The organism is Rhodococcus sp. NPDC058505 (genome assembly GCF_042720095.1).
Lineage (GTDB): Bacteria > Actinomycetota > Actinomycetes > Mycobacteriales > Mycobacteriaceae > Rhodococcus_G.
Genome location: NZ_JBHXNB010000018.1, coordinates 35743 through 59047 on the forward strand (window position 1 = coordinate 35743; position 23305 = coordinate 59047).

General features: G+C 70.1%; 20 protein-coding genes and 2 tRNA genes. 14 read left to right on the forward strand and 8 right to left on the reverse strand.

What is annotated here, in order from left to right:
- Positions 1 to 3 precede the first annotated feature (3 nt).
- The 4 genes from ACFWPA_RS14410 (at position 4) to ACFWPA_RS14425 (ending at position 6479) form a co-directional block, all read left to right on the forward strand.
- Positions 4 to 414 (forward strand): acyl-CoA thioesterase, encoded by a 411-nt coding sequence (locus tag ACFWPA_RS14410; protein ID WP_378570644.1) that lies wholly within the window; start codon positions 4 to 6, stop codon positions 412 to 414.
- 77 nt (positions 415 to 491) lie between these two features.
- The gene (locus ACFWPA_RS14415; RefSeq protein WP_378570646.1) at positions 492 to 5393 is read left to right on the forward strand and encodes an NAD-glutamate dehydrogenase; all 4902 of its coding nucleotides are present in this window, start codon (positions 492 to 494) and stop codon (positions 5391 to 5393) included.
- Entirely contained in the window at positions 5390 to 5830 is a 441-nt protein-coding gene (locus tag ACFWPA_RS14420) for an acyl-CoA thioesterase (RefSeq protein WP_378506468.1), read from the forward strand. Before ACFWPA_RS14415 ends, ACFWPA_RS14420 begins: the two co-directional genes overlap by 4 nt.
- Positions 5823 to 6479, forward strand: coding sequence for a hypothetical protein (locus tag ACFWPA_RS14425; protein WP_378506469.1), 657 nt, complete (start codon positions 5823 to 5825; stop codon positions 6477 to 6479). Before ACFWPA_RS14420 ends, ACFWPA_RS14425 begins: the two co-directional genes overlap by 8 nt.
- Positions 6480 to 6496: 17 nt before the next feature.
- On the opposite strand, the gene ACFWPA_RS14430 is transcribed toward ACFWPA_RS14425, so the two are convergent.
- Positions 6497 to 8101 (reverse strand): alpha-amylase family glycosyl hydrolase, encoded by a 1605-nt coding sequence (locus ACFWPA_RS14430; protein WP_378506470.1) that lies wholly within the window; start codon positions 8099 to 8101, stop codon positions 6497 to 6499.
- 72 nt (positions 8102 to 8173) lie between these two features.
- Positions 8174 to 8569 (reverse strand): globin, encoded by a 396-nt coding sequence (locus ACFWPA_RS14435; RefSeq protein ID WP_378506471.1) that lies wholly within the window; start codon positions 8567 to 8569, stop codon positions 8174 to 8176.
- 154 nt (positions 8570 to 8723) lie between these two features.
- Between ACFWPA_RS14435 and ACFWPA_RS14440 the strand changes: the two genes are divergently transcribed.
- The 3 genes from ACFWPA_RS14440 to ACFWPA_RS14450 are packed head-to-tail and all read left to right on the forward strand — an operon-like array spanning position 8724 to position 10182.
- Positions 8724 to 9401, forward strand: a complete 678-nt coding sequence (locus ACFWPA_RS14440; protein ID WP_378506472.1) for an HNH endonuclease — start codon at positions 8724 to 8726, stop codon at positions 9399 to 9401.
- Between the two features lie 57 nt (positions 9402 to 9458).
- On the forward strand, positions 9459 to 9722 hold the full coding sequence (locus ACFWPA_RS14445; protein ID WP_378506473.1) for a hypothetical protein: 264 nt from the start codon (positions 9459 to 9461) through the stop codon (positions 9720 to 9722).
- The gene (locus ACFWPA_RS14450) at positions 9709 to 10182 is read left to right on the forward strand and encodes a DUF5130 family protein (RefSeq protein ID WP_378506474.1); all 474 of its coding nucleotides are present in this window, start codon (positions 9709 to 9711) and stop codon (positions 10180 to 10182) included. Before ACFWPA_RS14445 ends, ACFWPA_RS14450 begins: the two co-directional genes overlap by 14 nt.
- Positions 10183 to 10271: 89 nt before the next feature.
- Here the strand turns inward: ACFWPA_RS14450 and pepN are convergent, their stop codons facing one another.
- Together pepN and ACFWPA_RS14460 are read right to left on the reverse strand one after the other, a co-directional pair.
- Complete coding sequence (gene pepN, locus ACFWPA_RS14455) at positions 10272 to 12836, reverse strand: aminopeptidase N (RefSeq protein WP_378506475.1); 2565 nt, start codon at positions 12834 to 12836, stop codon at positions 10272 to 10274.
- 102 nt (positions 12837 to 12938) lie between these two features.
- On the reverse strand, positions 12939 to 14171 hold the full coding sequence (locus ACFWPA_RS14460) for an NAD(P)/FAD-dependent oxidoreductase (protein ID WP_378506476.1): 1233 nt from the start codon (positions 14169 to 14171) through the stop codon (positions 12939 to 12941).
- 141 nt (positions 14172 to 14312) lie between these two features.
- Between ACFWPA_RS14460 and ACFWPA_RS14465 the strand changes: the two genes are divergently transcribed.
- Positions 14313 to 14930 (forward strand): DsbA family protein, encoded by a 618-nt coding sequence (locus tag ACFWPA_RS14465; RefSeq protein ID WP_378506477.1) that lies wholly within the window; start codon positions 14313 to 14315, stop codon positions 14928 to 14930.
- A gap of 151 nt (positions 14931 to 15081) precedes the next feature.
- On the opposite strand, the gene ACFWPA_RS14470 is transcribed toward ACFWPA_RS14465, so the two are convergent.
- Positions 15082 to 15858, reverse strand: coding sequence for an SDR family NAD(P)-dependent oxidoreductase (locus tag ACFWPA_RS14470; RefSeq protein ID WP_378570649.1), 777 nt, complete (start codon positions 15856 to 15858; stop codon positions 15082 to 15084).
- 105 nt (positions 15859 to 15963) lie between these two features.
- Here ACFWPA_RS14470 and ACFWPA_RS14475 point away from each other — a divergent pair, with 105 nt between their 5' ends.
- Together ACFWPA_RS14475 and ACFWPA_RS14480 are read left to right on the forward strand one after the other, a co-directional pair.
- On the forward strand, positions 15964 to 16443 hold the full coding sequence (locus ACFWPA_RS14475; protein ID WP_378506479.1) for a ribose-5-phosphate isomerase: 480 nt from the start codon (positions 15964 to 15966) through the stop codon (positions 16441 to 16443).
- Positions 16444 to 16447: 4 nt separating this feature from the next.
- On the forward strand, positions 16448 to 17245 hold the full coding sequence (locus tag ACFWPA_RS14480; RefSeq protein WP_378570651.1) for an Fpg/Nei family DNA glycosylase: 798 nt from the start codon (positions 16448 to 16450) through the stop codon (positions 17243 to 17245).
- A 52-nt stretch (positions 17246 to 17297) separates the two neighbouring features.
- On the opposite strand, the gene ACFWPA_RS14485 is transcribed toward ACFWPA_RS14480, so the two are convergent.
- Positions 17298 to 18104 (reverse strand): DUF1542 domain-containing protein, encoded by an 807-nt coding sequence (locus ACFWPA_RS14485; protein ID WP_378570653.1) that lies wholly within the window; start codon positions 18102 to 18104, stop codon positions 17298 to 17300.
- A 147-nt stretch (positions 18105 to 18251) separates the two neighbouring features.
- Here ACFWPA_RS14485 and dinB point away from each other — a divergent pair, with 147 nt between their 5' ends.
- Entirely contained in the window at positions 18252 to 19475 is a 1224-nt protein-coding gene (gene dinB, locus ACFWPA_RS14490; protein WP_378570655.1) for a DNA polymerase IV, read from the forward strand.
- A 7-nt stretch (positions 19476 to 19482) separates the two neighbouring features.
- Here dinB and ACFWPA_RS14495 read toward each other — a convergent pair whose 3' ends face one another.
- Together ACFWPA_RS14495 and ACFWPA_RS14500 are read right to left on the reverse strand one after the other, a co-directional pair.
- Positions 19483 to 20616, reverse strand: a complete 1134-nt coding sequence (locus tag ACFWPA_RS14495; RefSeq protein WP_378570657.1) for a nitronate monooxygenase — start codon at positions 20614 to 20616, stop codon at positions 19483 to 19485.
- A 128-nt stretch (positions 20617 to 20744) separates the two neighbouring features.
- Positions 20745 to 20818, reverse strand: a tRNA-Gly gene (locus ACFWPA_RS14500).
- A gap of 154 nt (positions 20819 to 20972) precedes the next feature.
- Between ACFWPA_RS14500 and ACFWPA_RS14505 the strand changes: the two genes are divergently transcribed.
- From ACFWPA_RS14505 to ACFWPA_RS14515, 3 genes are all read left to right on the forward strand, one after another.
- Positions 20973 to 21049 (forward strand) — tRNA-Pro (locus tag ACFWPA_RS14505).
- A gap of 78 nt (positions 21050 to 21127) precedes the next feature.
- Positions 21128 to 22480 (forward strand): trigger factor, encoded by a 1353-nt coding sequence (tig, locus tag ACFWPA_RS14510; RefSeq protein WP_378506484.1) that lies wholly within the window; start codon positions 21128 to 21130, stop codon positions 22478 to 22480.
- Between the two features lie 196 nt (positions 22481 to 22676).
- Positions 22677 to 23267: an ATP-dependent Clp protease proteolytic subunit gene (locus tag ACFWPA_RS14515; RefSeq protein ID WP_378506737.1), complete on the forward strand. Its 591-nt coding sequence runs from the start codon at positions 22677 to 22679 to the stop codon at positions 23265 to 23267.
- Positions 23268 to 23305 lie beyond the last annotated feature (38 nt).

The window sequence follows — 23305 nt, forward strand, 5'->3', positions numbered from 1 at the left end:
GCGATGGCACACACCTGTCAGATCGAGGTGCGCTGGGGCGACTCCGATCGTCTCGGCCACGTGAACAACGTGCTGTACGCGGAGTACGCGCAGGAGTCCCGGGTGCGGTTTTTCCGGGAGTCCGTGACGATCGGTGGCCCGCTCCACCCGCTGGTGGTGCGCAAGCTCTCGTTCGACTACCTGCGTCCGGTGACGGACGAGACGGCGCCGCTGACCGTCGAGCTCACCATCCCGAAGGTGGGCACCTCCTCGTTCGCAGTGCATCAGGTGATGCGGGACCGCACCGGCGCGGTGTGCGCGGAGGTCGACAGCGTGATGGTCGCGTTCGATCCGGTGACCGAGCAGGCCGTTCCGTTGCCCGACCGGATCCGTGAGCAACTGCGCACGCACGCCCCGGTCGACGTGACCTCGTAGCATCCGCCGATCGGGGACCCGGCCCGGCTAGGCTCGTCGGTACACACCTGCTCCAGCGACCAGGGGGTGACCGCGAGATGACCGTGTCCGCAGATCGATTCGGCCCGGAATGGGGCGCCGGCCTGCCCGGCGCCCTGTCCGGGCATCTGCCGGAGGTGGCGGCCGCCTACTTCCGGGGCACCGACGTCGCCTGGACCGGTGGGATCGTCACCGACGAGGCGATGGCCGCGTTCCGGGCCCACCTGGAGCTGGCGGCGACCCGGGGGACCGCCGGGTCGCTGGCCAGGGCAGGCGTGGTGGGCGGCGTGCCCGCGCTGCAGGTCGTCACCGACGACATGCCGATGCTCGTCGAGTCCGTCACCGCCCTGCTCGCCCGCCTCGGGGTGACCGTCGTTGAGATCGTGCATCCGGTGCTGCGGGTGCGGCGGGACCCCGACGGCGCACTGATCGACGTGCTTGTCGACGGGGCACAGCACGAACGTTCCACGCACACCGAGTCGTGGATGCACCTGCAGCTGCATCCGGCCACCGACCCGGCGCGGTTCGACGTCATCGCCGCCGCGGTCCGGGACGTGCTCGTCGACGTCCGCACCGTCATCTCCGACACCGACGCGATGCGCGGGGTGCAGCGCGATCTCGCCGACGGTCTCGAACGGTTCGCCGACTCGGCACCGACCGGGTATCCCGAGCGGCAGGTCCGCGACGATGCTGCACTGCTGCGCTGGTTCGCGGCTGGCCACTTCGCGCTCCTCGGCTACCGCCGCTACGCGTACGGGGACCCCGCGGTCGACGACACCCGCACGGCCAGTGTCGTCCCGGGCAGCGGGCTCGGGGTTCTCGGCGCGTCCACCCGCACCGACCATCGGATCGACCTTCCCGCACCGGAGTTCCGTTCGGACCAGCAGTTGTTGACCTTCGCGCAGGGGCCGCTTCCCGCGACGGTGCACCGCTCGGTCTACCCCTCGTTCGTGCGGGTCCTCGACCTCGATTCCGCCGGTCGTACCGTCGGTGAGCACCGTTTCCTCGGCGTGCTCACCGTGACCGCGGTGCACGAGAACATCCTCGACATTCCGGTCGTCGCGACCCGCGCCCGCGCGGTGATCGCCCGCGCGGGCTTCGACCTGCACTCGTTCTCCGGGCAGGCGATGCTGGAGGTCATCCAGTCGCTGCCGCGGACCGAACTGTTCTCCGTCGACGCGGACACACTGTTCGACACGGTGACCGCGGTCCTCGCGATCGGGGTGCGCAGGCAGGCACGCCTGTTCCTGCGGGATGATCACGACGGCCGGTTCGTGTCCGCGCTCGTCTACCTGCCGCGCGATCGGTACAACACCCGGTCGAGGCTGGCGATGCAGTCGATCCTGTTGCGTGAACTTGGTGGCGGCACACTCGATTACAGTGCCCGCGTCACCGAGTCCGACCTGGCCATGGTGCATTTCACGATCCGTACCGAGCCCGGCGCTCCGGTCCCGCCCGTCGACACCTCGGCGGCCAACCGGGAGCGGATCGAGGCGCTGCTCGCTGCCGCGACCCGCGCCTGGGACGACGACCTGATGGACGCAACCACCCGGGAACCGCGGGTGCCGTCGCTGACCGCGCAACGGTACGCGGCCGCCTTCCCGGAGAGCTACAAGGAGGATTTCGAGGCCGCCCGCGCCGTCCGCGACATCGCCCGGCTCGAGCGACTTCGGGTGGGGGAGATCGACCTGGAACTGTACCGTCGGCGCGAGGCACGGCCGGGGCAGTGGCGGTTCACCCTGTACATCACCGGGGACGGGGTGTCACTGAGTCAGGTGCTGCCGGTGCTGCAGTCCCTCGGAGTCGAGGTGATCGACGAGCGTCCGTACGATGTGCTCCGACCCGACGGAACGCCCTGCTGGATCTACGATTTCGGGGTGGCGGCGGCGCCGGAACTGATCGACACCGCGGTCGAGGAGAACCTCGAGGTCGAGCTCGACGAGGCGGAGCGGGGCGGGTCGGCCGAGGCTCGGGCGCTGCAACGCCGGTTCACCGACGCCGTCACCGCGGTCTGGTACGGCCGCTCCGAACCCGACCGGTTCAACGAGTTGGTGCTGCGTTCGCACCTCGACTGGCGTCAGGCCGCGGTGCTGCGGGCGTACGCGAAGTACCTGCGGCAGGCGGGATTCCCGTACAGCCAGTTCCACATCGAGTCGGTGCTGCTGGACCACGCGCACACGACCCGGCTGCTCGTCGAGCTGTTCGAGGCGAGTTTCGATCCGGACGCGGCGTCCGCCGACCGGGCCGAGCAGCTCGCCGGGGAGCTGCAGTCCAGGGTCAAGGACGTCGTCGGCCTCGACGCCGACCGGATCCTGCGCGCCATGCTCTCGCTGATCCTCGCGACCCTCCGCACCAATGCGTACATGCGCGACGCGGCCGGTGCGCACCGCGACGTGTTGGCGTTCAAGCTCGATCCCGGTCGGATCTCCGAACTGCCCCGCCCCCGACCGCGTTTCGAGGTGTTCGTGTACTCGCCCCGCGTCGAGGGGGTGCACCTGCGGTTCGGGCCGGTGGCACGCGGTGGGTTGCGCTGGTCGGACCGGCGGGAAGACTTCCGCACCGAGATCCTCGGCCTGGTCAAGGCGCAGGCCGTCAAGAACGCGGTGATCGTGCCGGTCGGGGCGAAGGGGGGTTTCGTCGTGAAGCGGCCGCCGTCCTCGACCGGGGACCCGGCAGCCGACCGGCAGGCCACGCTCGCCGAGGGGCGGGCCTGTTACCGGTTGTTCGTGGCGGGACTGCTCGACCTCACCGACAACGTCGAGCGGGCCACCGGTCGGGTGCTGCCGCCGAATCGGGTGGTGCGCAGGGACGGTGACGACACCTACCTCGTCGTCGCGGCCGACAAGGGCACCGCCGCGTTCTCCGATCTCGCCAACGAGGTGGCCGCCGACTACGGCTACTGGCTCGGGGACGCGTTCGCGTCCGGCGGGTCGGTCGGCTACGACCACAAGGAGATGGGTATCACCGCGAAGGGGGCGTGGGAGTCGGTCAAGCGGCATTTCCGTGAGCTCGACGTCGACGTGCAGTCCCAGGACGTCACGGTGGTCGGGATCGGCGACATGAGCGGTGACGTCTTCGGCAACGGGATGCTGCTGAGCGAACACATTCGGCTGGTCGCGGCGTTCGACCACCGGCACGTGTTCCTCGACCCGGACCCGGACGCGCCGCGGTCGTTCGCGGAGCGGCGACGGCTGTTCGCGCTGCCGCGCTCGTCGTGGGCGGACTACGACCGCGACGCGATCAGCGCGGGCGGCGGGGTCTGGGAGCGGTCGGTCAAGGCGATCCCGATCTCGGCGGCGGCCCGCACCGCCCTCGGGCTCGACGCCGCCGTCACGGAACTGCCGCCCCCGGAACTGATCCGGGCGATCCTGCGGGCCCCGGTCGACCTGCTCTGGAACGGCGGCATCGGCACCTACGTCAAGTCGCGGGCCGAGTCCGACGCCGACGTCGGGGACAAGTCCAACGACATCGTCCGGGTGAACGGCGCCGAGGTGCGGGCCAGGGTGATCGGCGAGGGCGGCAACCTTGGCGTCACCCCGCGCGGCCGGGTCGAATACGACCTGTCCGGCGGCCGGATCAACACCGACGCCCTCGACAACTCCGCCGGGGTGGACTGCTCCGACCACGAGGTGAACATCAAGATCCTGCTCGACACGGCGGTCAGTGCTGGCGAACTCGGGCACAGCGAACGCAACGAGCTGCTCGCGTCGATGACCGACGAGGTGTCCCGGCTCGTGTTGCGCGACAACATCGCCCAGAACCTGCTGATCGGAACCTCCCGCGCCGACGCGGCGGGGATGCTCGGCGTGCACGCACGGCTGATCGCCGTGCTCGAACGCGACCGCGGCCTGGACCGGGGGCTCGAGGCGTTGCCCACCGAGGACGAGATCGCGCACCGCGCGGAGGCCGGGCTCGGGCTCACGTCGCCGGAGCTCGCGACCCTGCTCGCCCACGTGAAGCTGACCCTCAAGGACGACCTGCTGGCGAGCGAGCTGCCCGACAGTGACAGTTACGCGACCCGGCTGCCGCGGTACTTCCCGGTGCCGCTGCGGGACCGGTTCGCGTCGCAGATCCGCACGCACCGGCTGCGTCGTCAGATCGTCGCGACGACCCTCGCGAACGAGGCCGTCGACGTCGGTGGGATCAGCTACACCTACCGGCTCGCCGAGGAGGCCGGTGCGAGCAGCACCGACGCGATCCGCGCGTTCACCGCGGCCACCGAGATCTTCGACCTGCGGGGGGTGTGGGCGGACATTGCCGCTGCCGCGGTGCCCACCTCGGTCAGCGACGACCTGGTCCTCGAATCGCGACGGATGCTCGACCGCGTCTCCCGCTGGTTGCTGACCAACCGCCCCCAGCCGATCGCGGTCGGTGCCGAGATCAACCGCTATGCGGCCCGGGTGCGGACCCTGACGCCGCGGGTGCCCGGCTGGCTGCGCGGGCATCACCTCACCGAGCTGGACGCGCGGATGGCGGCGGTGCTCGGCCGCGGGTGCCCGCGGGATCTGGCGCTGCGGGTGTTCGGCATGCTCGACGCGTTCCCGATCCTCGACATCATCGACATCTCGGACATCACCGACCGGGACCACGACGAGGTCGGCTCGCTGTACTACGCACTCGACTCGCACCTCGGGATCGACGGATTCCTCACCGCCGTTTCGGGTCTCGCGCGGGGTGATCGGTGGCATTCGCTGGCTCGGCTTGCGCTGCGCGACGACCTGTACGGGTCGCTGCGGGCCCTGACGATGGACGTGCTGTCCGGGGGCGAACCGCACGAGAGCGCGGCCGAGAAGATCGAGGACTGGGAGTCCACCAACGCCTCCCGGCTGGCGAGGGCGCGGGCGGCGCTCGGCGAGATCGGGGCGTCTGGAACCCTGGACCTCGCGACGCTGTCGGTGGCGGCGCGTCAGGTACGGAGCATGGTGCGCGGAGCGGGCACCCGAGCGGAGGGTATGCGGTGAGCGGGGAGCGGACGGGAACGCAGCTGGGGTTCCACACGAAGGTGGGGGTGCGGTGGTCCGACATGGACGTCTTCCAGCACATCAACCACGCGCGCATGGTGACGCTGCTCGAGGAGGCACGGATCCCGTGGCTATTCGAGGACGGACTGCCGACGGTTGCGCTGCGGGAGGGCGCGGTGATCGCCGACCTGCACGTGCGCTACCGCGGCCAACTGCGGCACGACGACGGGCCACTGGACGTGCTGATGTGGATCGACCAGGTCCGCGCCGTGGACTTCACGATCGGCTACGAGGTGCGGGCAGGCGGCGCCGATCCGGCGTCGGCGCCGTCGATCGTGGCGTCCACCCAGATCGCGGCGTTCGACATCAACACGCAGCGGCTACGCAGGCTTTCCGCACCCGAGCGGGAATACCTGGAGCGCTGGCAGCGTGACTGACCGCGTCCTCGTCGTCCCCGACTCGGGGGAGCGGGCAAACCTCGCGGCGTTCCTTGCCCGGGCGGTTCGGCTCGACGACAGCGCCGTCGTTCGCATGCGACGTCGCGACGACGCGCACGTCGTGGCTTGGGTGACAACGGGATTCGACACGATTGCCTCCCGGGTGGTTGCCGCGCGGCTGCGTCCCGACGACATCGTCGCCGCGGCCGACGGGCTGCTGCACGCACTCGACGCGGCCGGGGAGGAGATCGACCCCGGATTCCCGATGGATTCGGCGTGGCGGGGTGCGTTGCCCCCGGACGGGGGATGGGTGCACGTGGACGACCTTCCCGCGCGCCTGCTGATCGACCTGGCCCGGCAGGGCACCGAGGTGGCTGCGGAGCACGGCGGTCACGGGCCGCCCGCGTCCCTCCTGGAGCAGGAGGTCCTCGCCGTCGACGGCGGCGGTGAGCAGGTGGGCATCACGATGCGCACCGTCTTTGCGCTGGCCGCAATGGGATTCGTGCCGGGCGGTGATGTGGAGTCGGCGGTGGTGGATCCGGCCGAGCTGGTCCGGGTCCGGGCAGCGCGGACCTGGCTGCGGCTCGACGCCCGGTATGGCTCGGTGGCCGCCCGCCGCGGCGGGGACATTCCGCTGTCGGTGCTGTAACGGTCCCGGGCCGTTCCTCACACCAGCCAGGCGGCGGCATTGCCGGGCAGCGCGCCGTCCACGAGAGCGGCACTGGCCAGCAGCAGCTGCCCGGGCGGCAGTGCGACCGGCGCGTCGGTGGCGTTGAGTGCGCAGATCAGCCCGCCGCGGCGACGGAAGGCGAAGCAGCCGGGAGGGCTTCCGTACCAGTCGATTTCGGTTCCTGTGCACTCGGGACGCCGGCTCCGTAGTTCGATCGCGGAGCGGTACAGCGACAGCATCGACTCGACGTCCTCGAGTTGGGCCTCCGCCGTCAGGGTCGACCAGTCGGCCGGCATCGGCAGCCACGTTGCCGCTGCGGTGGTGAAGCCGTACGGCGGCTCGCTGCCCTCCCACGGGAGCGGGACCCGGCAGCCATCGCGGCCCCGTTCGGTGTGCCCGGACCGGGCCCACACCGGGTCCTGCAGCGCCTCGTCGGGCAGATTGACGTTCGGTAACCCCAGTTCGGCACCGTTGTAGACGAATACGGCACCGGGCAATGCGAACTCGACGAGTGCCATCGCCCTGGCACGGGCCAGGCCGATCGCACCGCCCCCGTACCGCGTCACCTCCCGCGGCACGTCGTGGTTCGACAGCGTCCACGTCGGGGTGCCACCGACCGCGTCGACCGCGGCGAGGGAATTGTCGATCGCGGTGCGCACCGGCTCAGCGCCGAATTCCGCCTCGGCGAGCCGGAAGTTGAATCCCAGGTGCAGTTCGTCGGGCCGGATGTACTCCCCGAACCGCTCGTTGTCGCGTACCCAGATCTCGCCGACCGCCATCGTGCCCGGGTACTCGTTCATCACCGTGCGGATGCCGCGGTGGATCTCGTGCACGCCCGGATTGTCGAAGCGCGGATCGTCGTCGTCGTTGCGCAGCAGCGCGCTCGCCGCCCACTCGTGATCGGGCAGGCCCTCCGGCTTCGCCATGCCGTGCGCGACGTCGATCCGGAACCCGTCGACGCCGCGGTCCAGCCAGAATCGCAGCGTGCTGTGCAGGTCGTCGGCGACCTCGGGGTTGTCCCAGTTCAGGTCCGGCTGCTCGCTGGCGAAGATGTGCAGGTACCACTGGCCGGGGGAGCCGTCGGCCCCGGTGACCCGGGTCCACGCCGGACCACCGAAGATCGACGGCCAGTTGTTCGGTGGCTCGTCGCCGTTCGCGCCGCGCCCATCCCGGAAGATGTACCGCGCGCGCTCCGGGGCGCCGGGCGCCGCGGCCAGCGCCTGCACGAACCACGGATGTCGATCGCTGGTGTGGTTGGGCACCAGGTCCATCGTGACGCGCATGTGCCGGGCATGCGCCTCGGCGATCAGCGCATCCATCGTGTCGAGGTCGCCGAAGAGCGGGTCGATGTCCCGCGGGTCGGACACGTCGTACCCGTGATCGGCCATCGGGGACCGCATCACCGGGCTCAGCCACAGCGCGTCGATACCGAGCAACTCCAGGTATCCGAGCCGGTCGCGGACCCCGGCAAGGTCGCCGACGCCGTCGCCGTCACCGTCGGAGAACGAGCGGGGATAGACCTGATAGAAGACGGCGTTCGTCCACCACCGGTCATCGCAGGCCCGATCCGGGGGACCCGCCGCGCGTTCCGCTGTGCTCACGGTCGCCACAGTGCCACACCGGGGCGATGCCCACGACTCGGCGCGGGCGCACCGATCGGCCCGCGCTGCGGGTCAGACGGGGGAGTTCACCAGCGAGTTGGCCGCCATGTCGATGTACTCGACAAGGGCGCGCCGGTGCGCGGCGTCGAGGGTGCGCTCGTCGATCGAATCGATCGCGATGTGCATGCAGCGCAGCCACGCGTCCCGCTCGAGTGGGCCGATCTTGAACGGGTGGTGCCGCATCCGCAGCCGCGGATGGCCGCGTTCCTCGGAGTAGGTGCGCGGGCCGCCCCAGTACTGTTCGAGGAACATGCGCATCCGGCGCTCGGCAGGCCCCAGATCCTCCTCGGGGTAGAGGGGGCGAACGATCTCGTCCTTCGCGACCTCCTCGTAGAAGCGGGCGGTCAGCTTGCGGAACGTCTCGGCCCCACCGACCGCGTCGTAGAAGCTCATCTCGGCATCACTCATGGCGTCACCCATTGTGCCTGCCCGCAGGTGGGGTGTCGACGTGCCTTCGGCGTTGCCTCCCGTTCACCGAATGTCCCGCATGCGGTGCCGCAAATGCGCGTGCGTCCGCGCGTCATCCGTGGTCAACTGGGACAGGTCGTTCTCCGGAGGTCGCATGAAGCACCGGCACAGCACCCGCGCGCATCGACAACTCGAGCCCACCGACGCCCGTGACAGGCCGGGGTCGGGGGCTTCTCCGCAGCGCGCATCGCCCGCGCTGTACGCGATCGACGAAGGCAACAGGCCGACCCGCCCGGGTGACGACCTGGTGGCCGCCTGGGTGAAGCGCCGGGTGCTGCTGCTGAACGCCACCTACGAGCCGCTGACCGCCCTCCCCGTTCGCCGCGCGGTCGTGCTGTTGGTCTGCGACAAGGCCGATTCCGTGCACGAGGACCCGCTCGGCCAGGTCATCCATTCCGCTGGCTGTTCGGTCCAGGTTCCGTCGGTGATCCGGCTGCGAAATTACGTGCGGGTGCCGTACCGGGCGCGGATCCCGATGACCCGCGCCGCACTGATGCACCGTGACCGGTTCCGGTGCGCCTACTGCGGCGACAAGGCGGAGACAATCGACCACGTGGTCCCGCGCAGTCGCGGCGGCGAACACACCTGGGAGAACTGCGTCGCCTGCTGCGCACCCTGCAACCATCGCAAAGCGGACAAACTCCTCAGCGAGCTCGGGTGGACGCTTCGCGCAGCGCTGGTCCCGCCGAAGGGTCAGCACTGGCGGCTGCTCGCGTCGACGAAGGAACTCGACCCGTTGTGGCTGCGGTATCTCGGGGAGGGCGCGGCCTGAGCCGGTCAAGCCCGCCCCAACGGCACATTTTCCCCGGCCCTGGGCTAAGTTTGGCGGGTGAGCATTCTCGAGACAACGCTGATCTACGTCGGGATTCCCGTCGTCGTCATCGCGGTCATGGCGGGGCTGTGCTATCCGGCCAAGCGTGACCCGAGTCCCAAGCCCCCGCGGTACACCCTGGACAAGAAGTGGACCCACGAGCCGGTGCTCTGGTCCGCCGTCGACGAGGTCACCACCCGTCCCGGCCACCACGCTGGCCACGCCGCGATCACGGCGGGCTCGGCAGATCTGATCGGAGGTTCCGCAAGTGGCAGGTGGTAGTAGTTTCCCGGCAGTGATCGAGGCTGATCTCCCGGTGGGCACGGTGGTCACCGCCAGCGGGCGGGTCTCCGGCGTGCATCGGGTCGGTGAGCCGCTCGACACCGCGCTCCCGTTCACCGCCGACGAGCTCGTCGCGCTCGACGACGCGCTGATCGACGCGACCCGCGCGACGAAGGTGCGGTTCAACGTGTATGTCGGCACCCTCGGCGCCGACCCGGCTGCGGGCGTCACCGAGCTGTTCCCGACCACCCCGGAGGCGGAGCGGTCCGTGCTCATCGCGGTGTCCCCGAACCAGCGGGTCGTCGAGGTCCGGTCCGGCAAGGACGTCGCGGACCGCGTCACGGACCGCGTCGCGCAGCTCGGTGTGACGGCCGCGGTGGCGTCGTTCGCCGACAACGACCTGATCGACGGCCTCGTCGCCGCGATCCGCGTGATGAGCGCGGCGATCGCCAAGCCGTAGGCAGCACGCACCACCCCGAGTTCCCCAATGCCACATTCGGTCACCTGACGTGACCCAATGTGGCATTGGGGAACTTCTTGTTTGTCGGGCTACCCGGCGTCGAACGCGCGGGCCGCGAGCGAACGCACGATGCCGGCGCGCCCCTCGACGACCAGACGGCGCAGCGCGGGCGGATGCTCGCCCGCCAGGAACGCGTCCGCGGCGGCAACCGCGTCCTGGTCGATCGACCACGCCGGGTACAGCCCGACGACCACCGTCTGCGCGACCTCGCTCGAGCGCCGCTGCCAGACGCCGGGGATGTCGGCGAAGTAGCGTGCCACGAACGGTTCCAGCAGCTCGCCCTGACCGGCCGGCGCGAAGCCGCCGATGATGGACCGGGCGGTGATGTTCGCGACCGCGTCGTCGCCGACCACCGTCGCCCAGGCCTGCTCCTTGACCGCCCGCTGCGGTCGGGCCGCGCGGGCGGCGGCGGCAGCGCGGGCACCGGCCGCGGTCGGATCCCGTTCCGCCTCCGCGTCGATGACCGGCGAGTCGATCCCGTCCGCGTCGATCTCACCGGCCGCCGCCAGCGCCGTCAGCACCCGCCACCGCAGATCGGTGTCGACAGTCAGGCCCGGCAGCCCCACCCGCTCCGGTGCGCCGCCGAGCAATTCGGCGAGCACCTCGGTGTGCCACGGCGCCAGGCGCGCGCCGGTCAACGCGTTGACGAACGCCAGCTGGTGATCCGAACCCGCCTCGGCCTCGCGGGCCAGCTCCAGCAGCCGGTTCGCGAAGTCCGGCCAGCCGGTCTCGGCGGCCCAGCCCGGCTCGGCGTACGACGCGAGCGCGGTGTGCGCCTGCATCAGCAGCCGCGAGGCGACCCCGACCTCCGTCTCGGCCCCGATACCGTGCTGCACCAGCGCGACGAAGTCGCGGGCCCGGAACTCGGCCTGCCGCGTCATCTCCCAGGCCGCCGACCACACCAGCGTGCGGGGCAGCGGATCGGTGATGTCGCCGATCCGCGCGATCGCCGTCTCCAGCGACTCCGGGTCGAGGCGCACCGAGCAGTAGGTGAGGTCGTCGTCGTTGACCAGCACCAGCGCGCCGCGCGCCACCCCGACCAGGTCGGGCACCTCGGTGCGCGGGCCGTCGACGTCGAGCTCGACCCGCTCGGTGCGGACCAGCTTGCCGTCGACGTCGTCGTAGACGCCGACCGCGAGCCGGTGCACCCGGGTCTCGCCAGCGCCGGGCGCAGCACCGTCCTGCACCACCGCGAACGAGGTGAACCGGCCGTCGCCGTCGACCTCGAACTCGGGACGCAGAATGTTCAGGCCGGTGGTCTTGAGCCACTGCGCCCCCCAGCCGGACAGGTCTCGTCCGGAGGAGCGCTCCAGCGCGGCGAGCAGGTCGTCGAAGGTGGCGTTGCCGTAGGCGTGCTCGGCGAAGTAGGCGCGCAGCCCCGCCAGGAATGGCTCGAGACCGACGTACGCGACCAGCTGCTTGAGTACCGACGCGCCCTTCGCGTACGTGATGCCGTCAAAGTTCACCTCCACCGCGGCCAGGTCCGGGATGTCCGCGGCGATCGGGTGCGTCGACGGCAGCTGGTCCTGCCGGTACGCCCACGACTTCTCGACGTTCGCGAAGGTGGTCCAGGCGTTGGTGTACTCGGTGGCCTCCGTCTGGCACAGCACCGACGCGAACGTGGCGAACGACTCGTTGAGCCACAGGTCGTCCCACCACTTCATCGTCACCAGGTCGCCGAACCACATGTGTGCCATCTCGTGCAGCACCGTCTCGGCGCGGCGCTCGTACGAGTAGCGGGTCACCTTGGAGCGGAAGACGTAGTCCTCCAGGAAGGTCACGGCGCCGGCGTTCTCCATCGCACCGGCGTTGAACTCGGGCACGAACAGCTGGTCGTACTTGCCGAACGCGTACGGCACCCCAAAGTTGCGGTGGTAGAACGCGAACCCCTGCTTCGTCTCGGTGAACAGCCGATCGGCGTCCATGTGCTCGGCGAGCGATGCGCGGCAGAAGATGCCCAGCGGGATGTCGCCGTGCTCGTCGGAGTACGAGTCGGTCCACTCCGCGTACGGCCCCGCGATCAGGGCAACCAGGTAGGTGCTCATCCGCGGCGTGGTCGCGAACGTGTGCCTGCCCGCCGCGGCGGTACCGACACCGTTGGAGATCACCTTCCAGTCCGCCGGTGCGGTGACCGCGATGTCGAAGGTAGCCTTGAGGTCCGGCTGGTCGAAGCATGCGAACATCCGCTTCGCATCCGCGGTCTCGAACTGCGAGTACAGGTACACGCTGTCGTCGGTGGGGTCGACGAACCGGTGCAGGCCCTCGCCGGTGTTGGTGTACAGGCAGTCGGCGTCGATGACCAACTCGTTGCTGGCGGCAAGACCGGTCAGCGCGATCCCGGTCTCCTCCGAGTAGCCGCTGACGTCGACCGGGGCGCCGTTGAGGGTCGCCGAGTGCACGGTCTTCGCGATCAGGTCGATGAACGTCGCGCCGCCCTCGGTCGCGTCGAACGTGACGGACGTGCGGGAGCGGAAGGTCAGGTCGCCCGGTCCGCCTGCACCGTCGGTCAGGTCCAGGTCGACCGTGTAGTTGTCGACGGTCAGCAGGGCGGCGCGCTCTGCTGCCTGCTCGCGGGTCAGGTTCGGTGGGGCCACGGGTGAACACTCCTCGGGGGTCGGGGACACAAGGTTCGGCTCCATCCCATCACGAGGCGCCGACGCCAATGCGCGAGCGGGTGCGCGTCGCGGACGGTGCCGTCACCGGTACGTCTCGCCCAGCGCGACAGCGGGATCGGCGAGCCGGTCGGCGTCCACCGCACGCCCCGACCCGATCAGCGCCTTCACATCGTCGGTGACGTCCCAGACGTTGACGTTCATCCCGGCCAGCACCCGATCGCGGTCGTCGAGCCAGAACGCGACGAACTCGTGCCGCGCCGCGTCGCCGCGCAGCACCACCCGTGCGTATCCGGTCGGGGTGTGCCCGACGTACTCCATGCCGAGGTCGTACTGGTCGGTGAAGAAATACGGCAGGGTGGTGTACTCGGCCCGGTGTCCGAGCATCGTCGCCGCGGCGACCGCCGGTTGGTTCAGGGCGGTCGCCCAGTGCTCGACCCGGACCCGCGTCCGGAGCACCGGATGTTCCTGGGCGGCGATGTCGCCCACCGCAACGATGTCCGGGTCGCTGGTGCTCAGTCCCGCGTCGACGAGGACGCCGCCGTCCACGGCCAGCCCGGCGTCCCGCGCGAGTTCGACGTTGGGTTGCGCCCCCACCGCGATCAGCACCGCGTCCGCGTCGACGACGTCGCCGCTGCCCAGCCGCACCCCGGTGGCCCGGCCGTCGGCGGTGACGACGGCGTCCACCGCACTCTCGAGCCGCAGGTCAACGCCGTGCTCGCGGTGCAGTTCGGCGAAGACGGTCCCCATCTCGGGTCCGAGCGCGCCGAGCAGGGGCAGCGGTGCGGTCTCCACCACGGTGACCGTGGCGCCGCGACCCCGGGCCGCCGCCGCGACCTCGAGCCCGATCCAGCCCGCCCCGACGATCACCAGGCGGGTGCCGTGGCGCAGCGCCGCGAGCAGGGCGTCGGATTCGTCGACGGTCCGCAGGTAGTGCACCCGGTCGGCGTCCGCGCCGGGGATCGGCGGTCGCCGTGACCGCGACCCGGTCGCCAGCGCGGCCTTGTCGTAATGCACGGTGCCGCCGTCGGGCAGCGTGACCGTGTGCGCGGCCGGGTCGAGGGCGGTGACGGTGGTGCCCAACCGCAGGTCGATGTGGTGGTCGCGGTACCAGTCGGCGGGGTGGACGGTGAACTCGGTGAGGGGCTTGCCGCCGGTCAGGTGCTCCTTCGACAGCGGCGGCCGCTCGTAGGGCAGCCGCTCCTCGGCACAGAACAGCACGATGCTGCCGTCGAAGTCCTTCCCGCGCAGTTCTTCCGCGAGCCTGGCGCCGGCGAGGCCGCCGCCGACGATGACGAACGTTCGGGTCGCTGACATCGGTCACCCTCCGGGTCCGGGATCTGCGTGCGTACCGTCGACGGTACTGCCGCGTCGGGGACGCGGGAAGCAATCGCGGCGGGCCGGGGTTGTGATCGACGGGCGGCCGCCCGGAATCACACGAAGGATGGAGGAACGCGCGTGAGCGAGACAGTCCGGAAGGACACCGCCGATTTCTGGTTCGACCCGCTGTGCCCGTGGTGCTGGATCACCTCCCGCTGGATCCTCGAGGTCGAGAAGGTGCGCGACATCGAGGCCCGCTTCCACGTGATGAGCCTCGCGGTCCTGAACGAGGACAAGGATCTGCCCGAGAACTACCGGGCGATGTTGGAGAAGGCGTGGGGCCCGGTTCGGGTCGCGATCGCCGCGGCGCAGGCACACGGCGATGAGGTGCTGCTGCCGCTGTACACGGCGATGGGCACCCGCATCCACGATCAGGGCAATGAGGACCTCGGTGTCGTCATCGCCGAGGCACTGGCCGAGGTCGGGCTGCCCGCCGACCTGGCGTCCGCCGCCGACACCGACGCCAACGACGCGGCACTGCGGGCCAGCCACCGGGCGGGCATGGATGCCGTCGGCGACGACGTCGGCACCCCGACCATTCACGTCAACGGGGTCGCGTTCTTCGGCCCCGTGCTGTCCCGGATTCCGCGTGGCGAGGACGCGGGACGGGTCTGGGACGGCGTCGTCGCGCTCGCTGGCTACCCGCACTTCTTCGAGCTCAAGCGCACCCGCACCGAGGACCCAGCCTTCGGCTAGCCCCGCTCGCCCTGCCGGACCCCTCGCCCTGCCTGACCCCTCGCCCTGCCCGACCCCTCGCCCTGCCGGACCGAATGTGGGATTCGGTCAGTCAGGACGACCGAATCCCACATTCGGTCAGGGGGTGGGGCGAGGGGGAGGATCGGGGAGGCTACTTCGGGGGCATCCTGATGCCGCCGTCGACGCGGACGACCTCGGCGTTCATGTACGAGTTGGTGAGCAGTTCGAGCACCATGCTCGCGAGCTCGTCCGGCACGCCGAGACGGTGCGGGAACAGCACGCTCTCGCCGAGCTTCGCCTTGAACGCGTCGGACTGCGGCCCGGAACCGTAGATCGGGGTGTCGATCAGGCCGGGCGCGACGGTGTTGAGCCGGATGCCAGCGGCGGCGAGGTCCCTGGCGACCGGGAGGGTCATGCCGACGACTCCGCCCTTCGACGAGGAGTACGCGGCCTGCCCGATCTGGCCGTCGAACGCCGCGACCGACGCCATGTTGACGATCGCGCCCCGCTCGCCGGTGGCGGTGGGGTCGAGGCGGCTCATCGCGGTCGCCGCGATGCGGGTCACGTCGAAGGTGCCGATCAGGTTGATCTCGATGACCTTCTTGTAGAGGTCGAGATTGAACGCGGACTCGTAGCTGCCGTCCCGGCCGATGGTCCTCGATGCGGAACCGATGCCAGCGGAGTTGACGGCGGCGCGCAGCGGGCCGAGCTCGGACGCGGCGTCGACGGCCTCGACGATCTGGTCGGTGTTCGTGACGTCGACCTGGACGAACAGGCCGTCGATCTCCTTGGCGAGGGCGTTGCCCACCTCCGCGTTGAGGTCCGCGACGACGACCTTCGATCCGCGGGCGGCAAGCTGCCGGGCGGTGGCCGCGCCGATGCCGGACGCGCCGCCGGTGACGATTGCACTGGTTCCGTTGAGTTCCATAGCGCAGACCCTAGCGTTCGCTCAGTTCGGCGTGGCCGGTGGTGGAAACTTCGCCCCGCCGTGGTCCCTGGCGGGAACCTCCTCGCCGGTCCCTATCATCGATGCATGCGCGTATACCTGGGTGCCGACCACGCCGGCTTCGAGCTCAAGAACACCATCAAGGACCATCTGATCGCGAACGGGCACGAGGCGGTGGACTGCGGGGCGCACGAATACGACGCCCTCGACGACTACCCGGCCTTCTGCATCGACGCCGCTCGCCGCGTCGTCGAGGACGAGGGCAGCCTGGGCATCGTCCTCGGCGGCAGCGGCAACGGTGAGCAGATCGCTGCCAACAAGGTTCCCGGCGCCCGCTGCGCGCTGGCCTGGAGCGTGGAGACCGCGCAGCTCGCGCGGCAGCACAACAACGCCCAGCTGATCGGCATCGGCGGCCGCATGCACTCGGTCGAGGAGGCACTCGCCATCGTCGACGCGTTCCTCGCCACCGAGTGGTCGAACGAGGAGCGTCACCAGCGCCGCATCGACATCCTCGCCGCGTACGAGCGCACCGGCGACGCCCCCGCAGTCCCCGGCGTCGAGAACTGAACGCGTGCCCGAAGGGCACACCCTGCATCGACTCGCGCGGGAGCACCAGGCACGCTTCGCCGGTGCTCCCGTTCGCGTCTTCAGCCCGCAGGGCCGATTCCTGGCAGGTGCGGCGGCGGTCGACGGTCGGGTACTCGAACGGGCGGACGCGTACGGAAAGCATCTGCTGCACCACTACGAGGGCGGACGGATCGTGCACGTCCACCTCGGGCTGTACGGAAAGTTCACCGAATTGCCGCTGCCGATGGGGGAACCGGTCGGGCAGGTGCGGATGCGGATGATCGGCGCGGAGGTGGGTACCGACCTGCGGGGTCCGACGGCGTGCGAGATCTACGACGAGCCGCAGGTGCGGGCACTCGAACGTCGGCTCGGGCCGGACCCGCTGCGGACCGATGCCGACCCGGATCGGGCGTGGCGCCGAATCTCCAAGTCGCAGAGCGCGATCGGCGCCCTGCTGATGGATCAGGCGGTGCTCGCGGGGGTCGGTAACGTGTACCGCGCTGAGGTGCTGTTCCGGCACGGCATCCACCCGGACCGTCCCGGCGCGAAGCTGGGACGCGAGGAGTGGGACGCGATCTGGGGCGACCTGGTCGCGTTGATGGCGGTCGGCGTCGACGCCGGAGTGATGCACGTGGTGCGCCCCGAGCATGACCGCGGTGCCCCGTCGTACGCGGTGGACCGCCCGCGCACCTACGTCTACCGGCGGGCGGGGGAGCCGTGCCGGGTGTGCGGCACACCGGTCCTGCACGCGGTCATGAAGGGCCGCAACCTGTTCTGGTGCCCCACCTGTCAGCTGGCCTGACGGACGAAGCGGCCCGGATCCGATCGGACCCGGGCCGCCCTGCGTCGAGAACTCAGAAGTCGCCGAAGTCCATGCCGCCACCGTCGAAGCCGCCGAAGTCCTGGCCGCCGACGTCGCCGCCGCCCATGTCGCCCCCGCCGCCCATGTCGCCCCCGCCGCCCATGTCGTCGCCGCCGCCCATGTCGCCGCCCGCGTCACCGCCGGCGTCGCTGCCGTCGCCCGCGCCGCTCTCGAACGACTGCGCGTCGTACGGGACGCCGGCCATGCCGCTGAACATCGCGGAGAAGAGCATCATCGAACCGATGCCCCAGGCGCCTGCGACGAGCGCGGGCTTCCACCACGGCTCCGAGTACCAGCCGGCGGGGACCGGTCGACCGGCGACGCGACCGCCGGGGTAGTAGTTTGGCGTCGCCGCCGACGGGTTCGGTGAGGCCGCCACCTGCCTGCCCTCGAAGTCGATCTGCCGGTCCTCGGTGACCTGACCGGCGGCCCGCTGCCCGTCGATGCTGGGCACCTCGGGGCCGGGGTCCATGCCCATCGCGGTGCGTGCGGCGCGGATGTAGTACAGGCCCTCAAGCGCGGTCTGCTTCGCCAGGCGTGCCTGTGCGGGCGTGTTCGCCTGCTCGATCTGGGAGCCTGCCGCGGTGAAGCGTTCGGAGGCGTCGGCGAGCGCCTGCTTGGACGCGTCGTCGGTGCCGGTCAGATTGAAGACCTGGCCGCCGAGTCGCTCGATCGACTGCCTGGCGTCGGCCTTGGCGTCCTCGAGTTGGTTGGCGGCGTGTCCGACCGACTTCTTCTGGCTCTTCATGACCAGGAAGACGACGGCGCCCAGGACGACGAGGATCAGGAGGAGTTCCACACGAGACCTTCCAGACGAACCGGCCGGAAGGGCGTGGGCGGTTCGCACACGGGGACAAAACGGACATCCTCAGGATACCGGTGTTTCGGCGTTGCCTCCCGCTACCGTTCGGCTGCCGCGAAACTTGTCGGCGACCGATGCGAACATGTGTTCGTGTCCAATCGTGAAGAGGCGACGATCCTGCACGCGGATCTCGACTCGTTCTATGCGTCGGTCGAACAGCGCGACGATCCGTCGCTGCGCGGCAGGCCGGTGATCGTCGGCGGCGGGGTGGTCCTCGCGGCGAGCTACGAGGCGAAGGCGTTCGGGGTGCGGACCCCGAGCAGCGGGGCGGCTGCGCGGCGGCTGTGCCCGCAGGCGATCGTCGTTCCGCCGCGCATGTCCGCCTACGCGGCGGCGAGCCGGGCCGTGTTCGAGGTGTTTCGGGACGTCACGCCGCTGGTCGAGGGCATCTCGATCGACGAGGCGTTCCTCGATGTCGGTGGTCTGTCCCGGATCGCGGGCACGCCGACCGAGATCGCAACGAAACTGCGCCGCGACGTCCGGGACCGGGTCGGGCTGCCGATCACCGTCGGGATCGCTCGGACCAAGTTTCTCGCCAAGGTGGCCAGCGCGGTGGGTAAGCCGGACGGTCTGTTGCTCGTACCGCCGGATCGCGAACTGGCGTTCCTGCATCCACTGCCGGTGGAGCGGCTCTGGGGCGTCGGCGCGGTGACGAGTCGCACGCTGCGCGACTACGGCATCACGACGGTCGGGCAGATGGCGGCGCTGCCGGAACGCGAACTCGTCGCGGTGGTGGGCGGCGCGGCCGGCCGGCACCTCCACGCGCTGGCCTCGGCTCGCGATCCGCGCCGGGTGCAGACCGGAACCCGCCGCCGCTCGATCGGCGCCCAGCACGCCCTCGGCCGCGGGCCGCGCTCCCCGGCCGAGATCGACGCGCTCGCCGCCGCACTGGTCGACCGGGTCACGCGTCGGCTGCGCCGCGCCGGGCGGGTGTGCCGCACCGTCGTGATTCGGTTGCGGTTCGCGGACTACACCCGCGCGACCCGGTCCCGGACGCTGCCGCAGGCGACCGCCCGCACGGAGACGGTGCTCGCGGCGGTGCGGGCGCTGCTGGCGCAGGCGGGCCCGGTCATTGCCGAGCGCGGGCTGACCCTGGTCGGGGTCGCACTCACCGGCCTCGACAGGGAGGGCGCCGAACAGCTGGCCTTGCCGTTCGATACGGCCGCCGCGGCCGGGTCACCGGACGTGGCCGCGCTCGACAGCGCACTCGACGCGGTCCGGGACCGGTTCGGGTCGGTCGCCGTCACCAGGGCCGCGCTGCTCGGGAAGGAGCGGGGAGCGAGCGTCCCGATCCTTCCCGACCCCTAGCGCAGGCTCAGGCGTTCGCGGCCTCGTTCAGCTGCTCCAGGGTGCCCGTCGCCTCGAGGTACTCCTGCACCCAGCGTTCGATCACAGCGGACGTCTTCTCGACCTTGGTGAACTGGCCGACGACCTGCCCGACCGGGTTGAACGCGACGTCGACGGTCTCGTTCGGGTACTTGTGTGTTGCGGCGACGGCCATGCCGGAGACCATGTACTGCAGCGGCATGCCAAGCGGTTCGGGGTTGCCCTCCTGCTCCCACGCCTCCGTCCAGTCGTTGCGCAGCATCCGGCAGGGCTTACCGGTGAAGGACCGGCTGCGGACGGTGTCGCGGCTGGAGGCGCCGATGTACGCCTGCTGCTGGACCTGGGTGTTCTCCGCCTCCTCCACCATCAGCCACTGCGAGCCCGACCAGGCGCCCTGCGCGCCGAGCGCGAGTGCCGCCGCGATCTGCTGGCCGCTGCCGATACCGCCCGCCGCGAGCACCGGCACCGGCGCGACCTCCCTGACGACCTGCGGCCACAGCACGATCGAGCCGACCTCGCCGCAGTGGCCGCCGCCCTCGCCGCCCTGCGCAATGATGATGTCGACGCCTGCGTCAGCGTGCTTGCGGGCCTGATAGGGCGAGCCGCACAGCGCGGCAACCTTGCGGCCCGCGTCGTGGATGTGCTTGATCATCTCGACCGGCGGGGTCCCGAGCGCGTTGGCGATCAGGGTGACCTTCGGGTGCTGCAGCGCGACCTCGACCTGCGGGGTGGCGGTGGCCTCCGTCCAGCCGAGAAGCTGCAACGCGTTATCGCTGCCATCATCGGGCAGGGGGACGCCGTGGTCGGTGAGGATCTTGCGCCCGAACTCGAGCGTCTCCTTCGGAACCATGTTCTGCAGCATGGTGGTGAGCTCGTCCGCGGACAGGTTCGAGTCCATGCCCTCGTACTTGTTCGGGATGACGATGTCGACACCGTAGGGGTGGTCGCCGATGTGCTCGTCGATCCAGTTCAGCTCGATCTCGAGCTCCTCGGGGGTGAACCCGACCGCGCCGAGCACTCCGAAGCCGCCCGCCTTGCTGACCGCGACGACGACGTCGCGGCAGTGGGTGAACGCGAAGATGGGGAACTCGATGCCGAGGTCATCGCAGAGCGGGGTGTGCATGCGCGGTTCCTTCACTGATTCGGTGGCAAACCTGTAACAGGTTGCACCTTAGATCGGTGCGCGGCGCTGCGGGGCGGTCCAGGGAAACGAAAAAGCCCGCCACCGAATGGTGGCGGGCTTTGCCCTGCTGGAGGGGATGACGGGAATCGAACCCGCGTAGCTAGTTTGGAAGACTAGGGCTCTACCATTGAGCTACATCCCCGACGCATACGACAACTTGGGATCGCCATGACTGCCGTCTGCGTTGGAGACTGTACATAACCTCGCTTTGGATTCGCCAATCGGGTGGTCGTAGGATTCCCACTCGGTGCGGGCGCCGCGGTTTCGATTCGCGGGGTCGGTACTTCGCGAACGGACGGGGTGTGGCGCAGCTTGGTAGCGCATCCGCTTTGGGAGCGGAGGGTCGCAGGTTCGAATCCTGTCACCCCGACCAGGGACAACACGAAACAGACGCGGGCATCCGAAGATCGGGTGCCCGCACACCGGATAGACCACACGAAGGAGCATGTCCGTGAAGAGCACCGTCGAGCAGCTGAGCCCGACGCGGGTCCGTATCAACGTCGAGGTGCCCTTCGAGGAGCTCAAGCCCGACTTCGACAAGGCGTACAAGGCCCTCGCGCAGCAGATCCGTCTCCCCGGCTTCCGCCCGGGCAAGGCCCCGGCGAAGCTGCTCGAGGCGCGTGTCGGTCGCGGCGCGGTGCTTGAGCAGGTCGTCAACGACGCGCTGCCGGGCCGCTACCAGGAGGCGGTCGTCGCCGGCGAGGTCAAGGTGATCGGCCAGCCCGAGATCGAGATCACCAAGATCGAGGACGGCCAGGAGCTCGCGTTCACCGCCGAGGTCGACGTGCGCCCCGAGATCACCCTGCCCGACTTTGCGGCGCTGGCCGTCGAGGTCGACCCGATCGAGATCACCGACGAGGCCGTCGACGAGCAGCTGCTGTCGCTGCGTCAGCGCTTCGGCACCCTGGTCGGCGTCGACCGGGCCGCCGAGGAAGGCGACTTCGTCTCCATCGACCTGTCCGCGACCGTCGACGGCGAGGACGTCCCGGAGGCCTCCACCACCGGCCTGTCCCACGAGGTCGGGTCCGGCCAGCTGATCGAGGGCCTCGACGAGGCGATCATCGGTCTGAAGGCCGGTGAGTCGAAGGAGTTCACCACCAAGCTGGTCGCGGGCGAGCACGCCGACAAGGAGTCGGTTGTCACCGTCAAGGTCGACACCGTCAAGAAGCGTGAGCTGCCCGAGGCCGACGACGAGTTCGCCCAGATGGCCAGCGAGTTCGACACCCTCGACGAGCTGAACGCCGACCTGCGTGAGCGCGTTGCGCGCGTCAAGAAGGTCGAGCAGGCGGGCCAGATCCGGGACAAGGTCCTCGCGACCCTGCTCGAGACCGTCGAGGTCCCGCTGCCCGAGGCCGTCGTCAAGGCCGAGGTCGACGCCGCCATCCACGACGCGGTCCACGGCCTCGACCACGACGAGGCGAAGCTCGCCGAGCTGCTCGAGTCGCAGGGCTCCTCGCGTGAGGAGTTCGAGGCCGACGCCAAGACGTCCGCCGAGAAGTCGGTCAAGACGCAGCTGCTGCTCGACGCGATCGCCGAGGCCGAGGGCACCAATGTCGGCCAGCAGGAGCTGACCGAGCGGATCCTGTTCCAGGCGCAGCAGTACGGCATGGCGCCGGACCAGTTCATCCAGCAGATCCAGCAGGCGGGCCAGCTCGGTGCGGTCTTCGCCGACGTGCGTCGCGGCAAGGCGCTCGCCGGAGTGGTCGAGAAGTTCACGGTCACCGACACCACCGGTGCCACCGTCGACACCAAGGAACTGTTCGGCAGCCCGGACGACGAGGCCGAGGCGGCGGACGAGAGCTAGTTTTCACGCCATCAGCGAACAGGGGCGGCACCGGGACTCCGGGGCCGCCCCTGTTCGTTAGTGTCTGTGTCAGGACACAACGTTCCCCGCTCGCGACTCGTGCGTGGTCGGGCAACCCAGTGATCGAGAACATTCAGCGATCGAGAAGGCAGGTACCGTGACTTCACAGAACCCGGCGGCGTCGCAGGGCACCGTCATGACTTCGGCCACGTCAGGTCTGAACCTCAGCGACTCGGTGTACGAGCGACTGCTGCGCGAGCGCATCATCTTCCTCGGTACCCAGGTCGACGACGACATCGCCAACAAGCTGTGCGCGCAGATTCTGCTGCTGTCGGCGGAGGATCCGACCCGCGACATCTCGCTGTACATCAACTCGCCCGGCGGTTCGGTGACGGCGGGCATGGCCATCTTCGACACCATGCAGTTCGCCGAGTGCGACATCGCGACCTTCGGCATGGGCCTTGCCGCGTCGATGGGTCAGTTCCTGCTCTCCGCGGGCACCCGGGGCAAGCGGTACGCGCTGCCGCACGCGCGGATCATGATGCACCAGCCGTCCGCCGGCATCGGTGGCACCGCCGCCGACATCGCGATCATGGCCGAGCAGTTCGCGCAGACCAAGCGTGAGATGGCCGAGCTGATCGCCGAGCACACCGGTCAGACCGTCGAGCAGATCACGATCGACTCGGATCGCGACCGCTGGTTCACCGCGACCCAGGCCCTCGAGTACGGCTTCGTCGACCACGTCATCTCCCGCGCGCGGCAGGCCGGCGGCACCGGAAACAACTAGGCAGCACGGCACGTCCGCCCCGACGCCCCCTACCTTCC

Coding starts and splice junctions, on each gene's coding strand:
- ACFWPA_RS14475 (WP_378506479.1), top strand. CDS start 15,964: ATGCGCGTATACCTGGGTGCCGACCACGCCGGCTTCGAGCTCAAGAAC.
- ACFWPA_RS14415 (WP_378570646.1), top strand. CDS start 492: ATGACCGTGTCCGCAGATCGATTCGGCCCGGAATGGGGCGCCGGCCTG.
- ACFWPA_RS14435 (WP_378506471.1), bottom strand. CDS start 8,569: ATGAGTGATGCCGAGATGAGCTTCTACGACGCGGTCGGTGGGGCCGAG.
- ACFWPA_RS14440 (WP_378506472.1), top strand. CDS start 8,724: ATGAAGCACCGGCACAGCACCCGCGCGCATCGACAACTCGAGCCCACC.
- ACFWPA_RS14410 (WP_378570644.1), top strand. CDS start 4: ATGGCACACACCTGTCAGATCGAGGTGCGCTGGGGCGACTCCGATCGT.
- ACFWPA_RS14460 (WP_378506476.1), bottom strand. CDS start 14,171: ATGTCAGCGACCCGAACGTTCGTCATCGTCGGCGGCGGCCTCGCCGGC.
- ACFWPA_RS14515 (WP_378506737.1), top strand. CDS start 22,677: ATGACTTCGGCCACGTCAGGTCTGAACCTCAGCGACTCGGTGTACGAG.
- ACFWPA_RS14495 (WP_378570657.1), bottom strand. CDS start 20,616: ATGCACACCCCGCTCTGCGATGACCTCGGCATCGAGTTCCCCATCTTC.
- ACFWPA_RS14470 (WP_378570649.1), bottom strand. CDS start 15,858: ATGGAACTCAACGGAACCAGTGCAATCGTCACCGGCGGCGCGTCCGGC.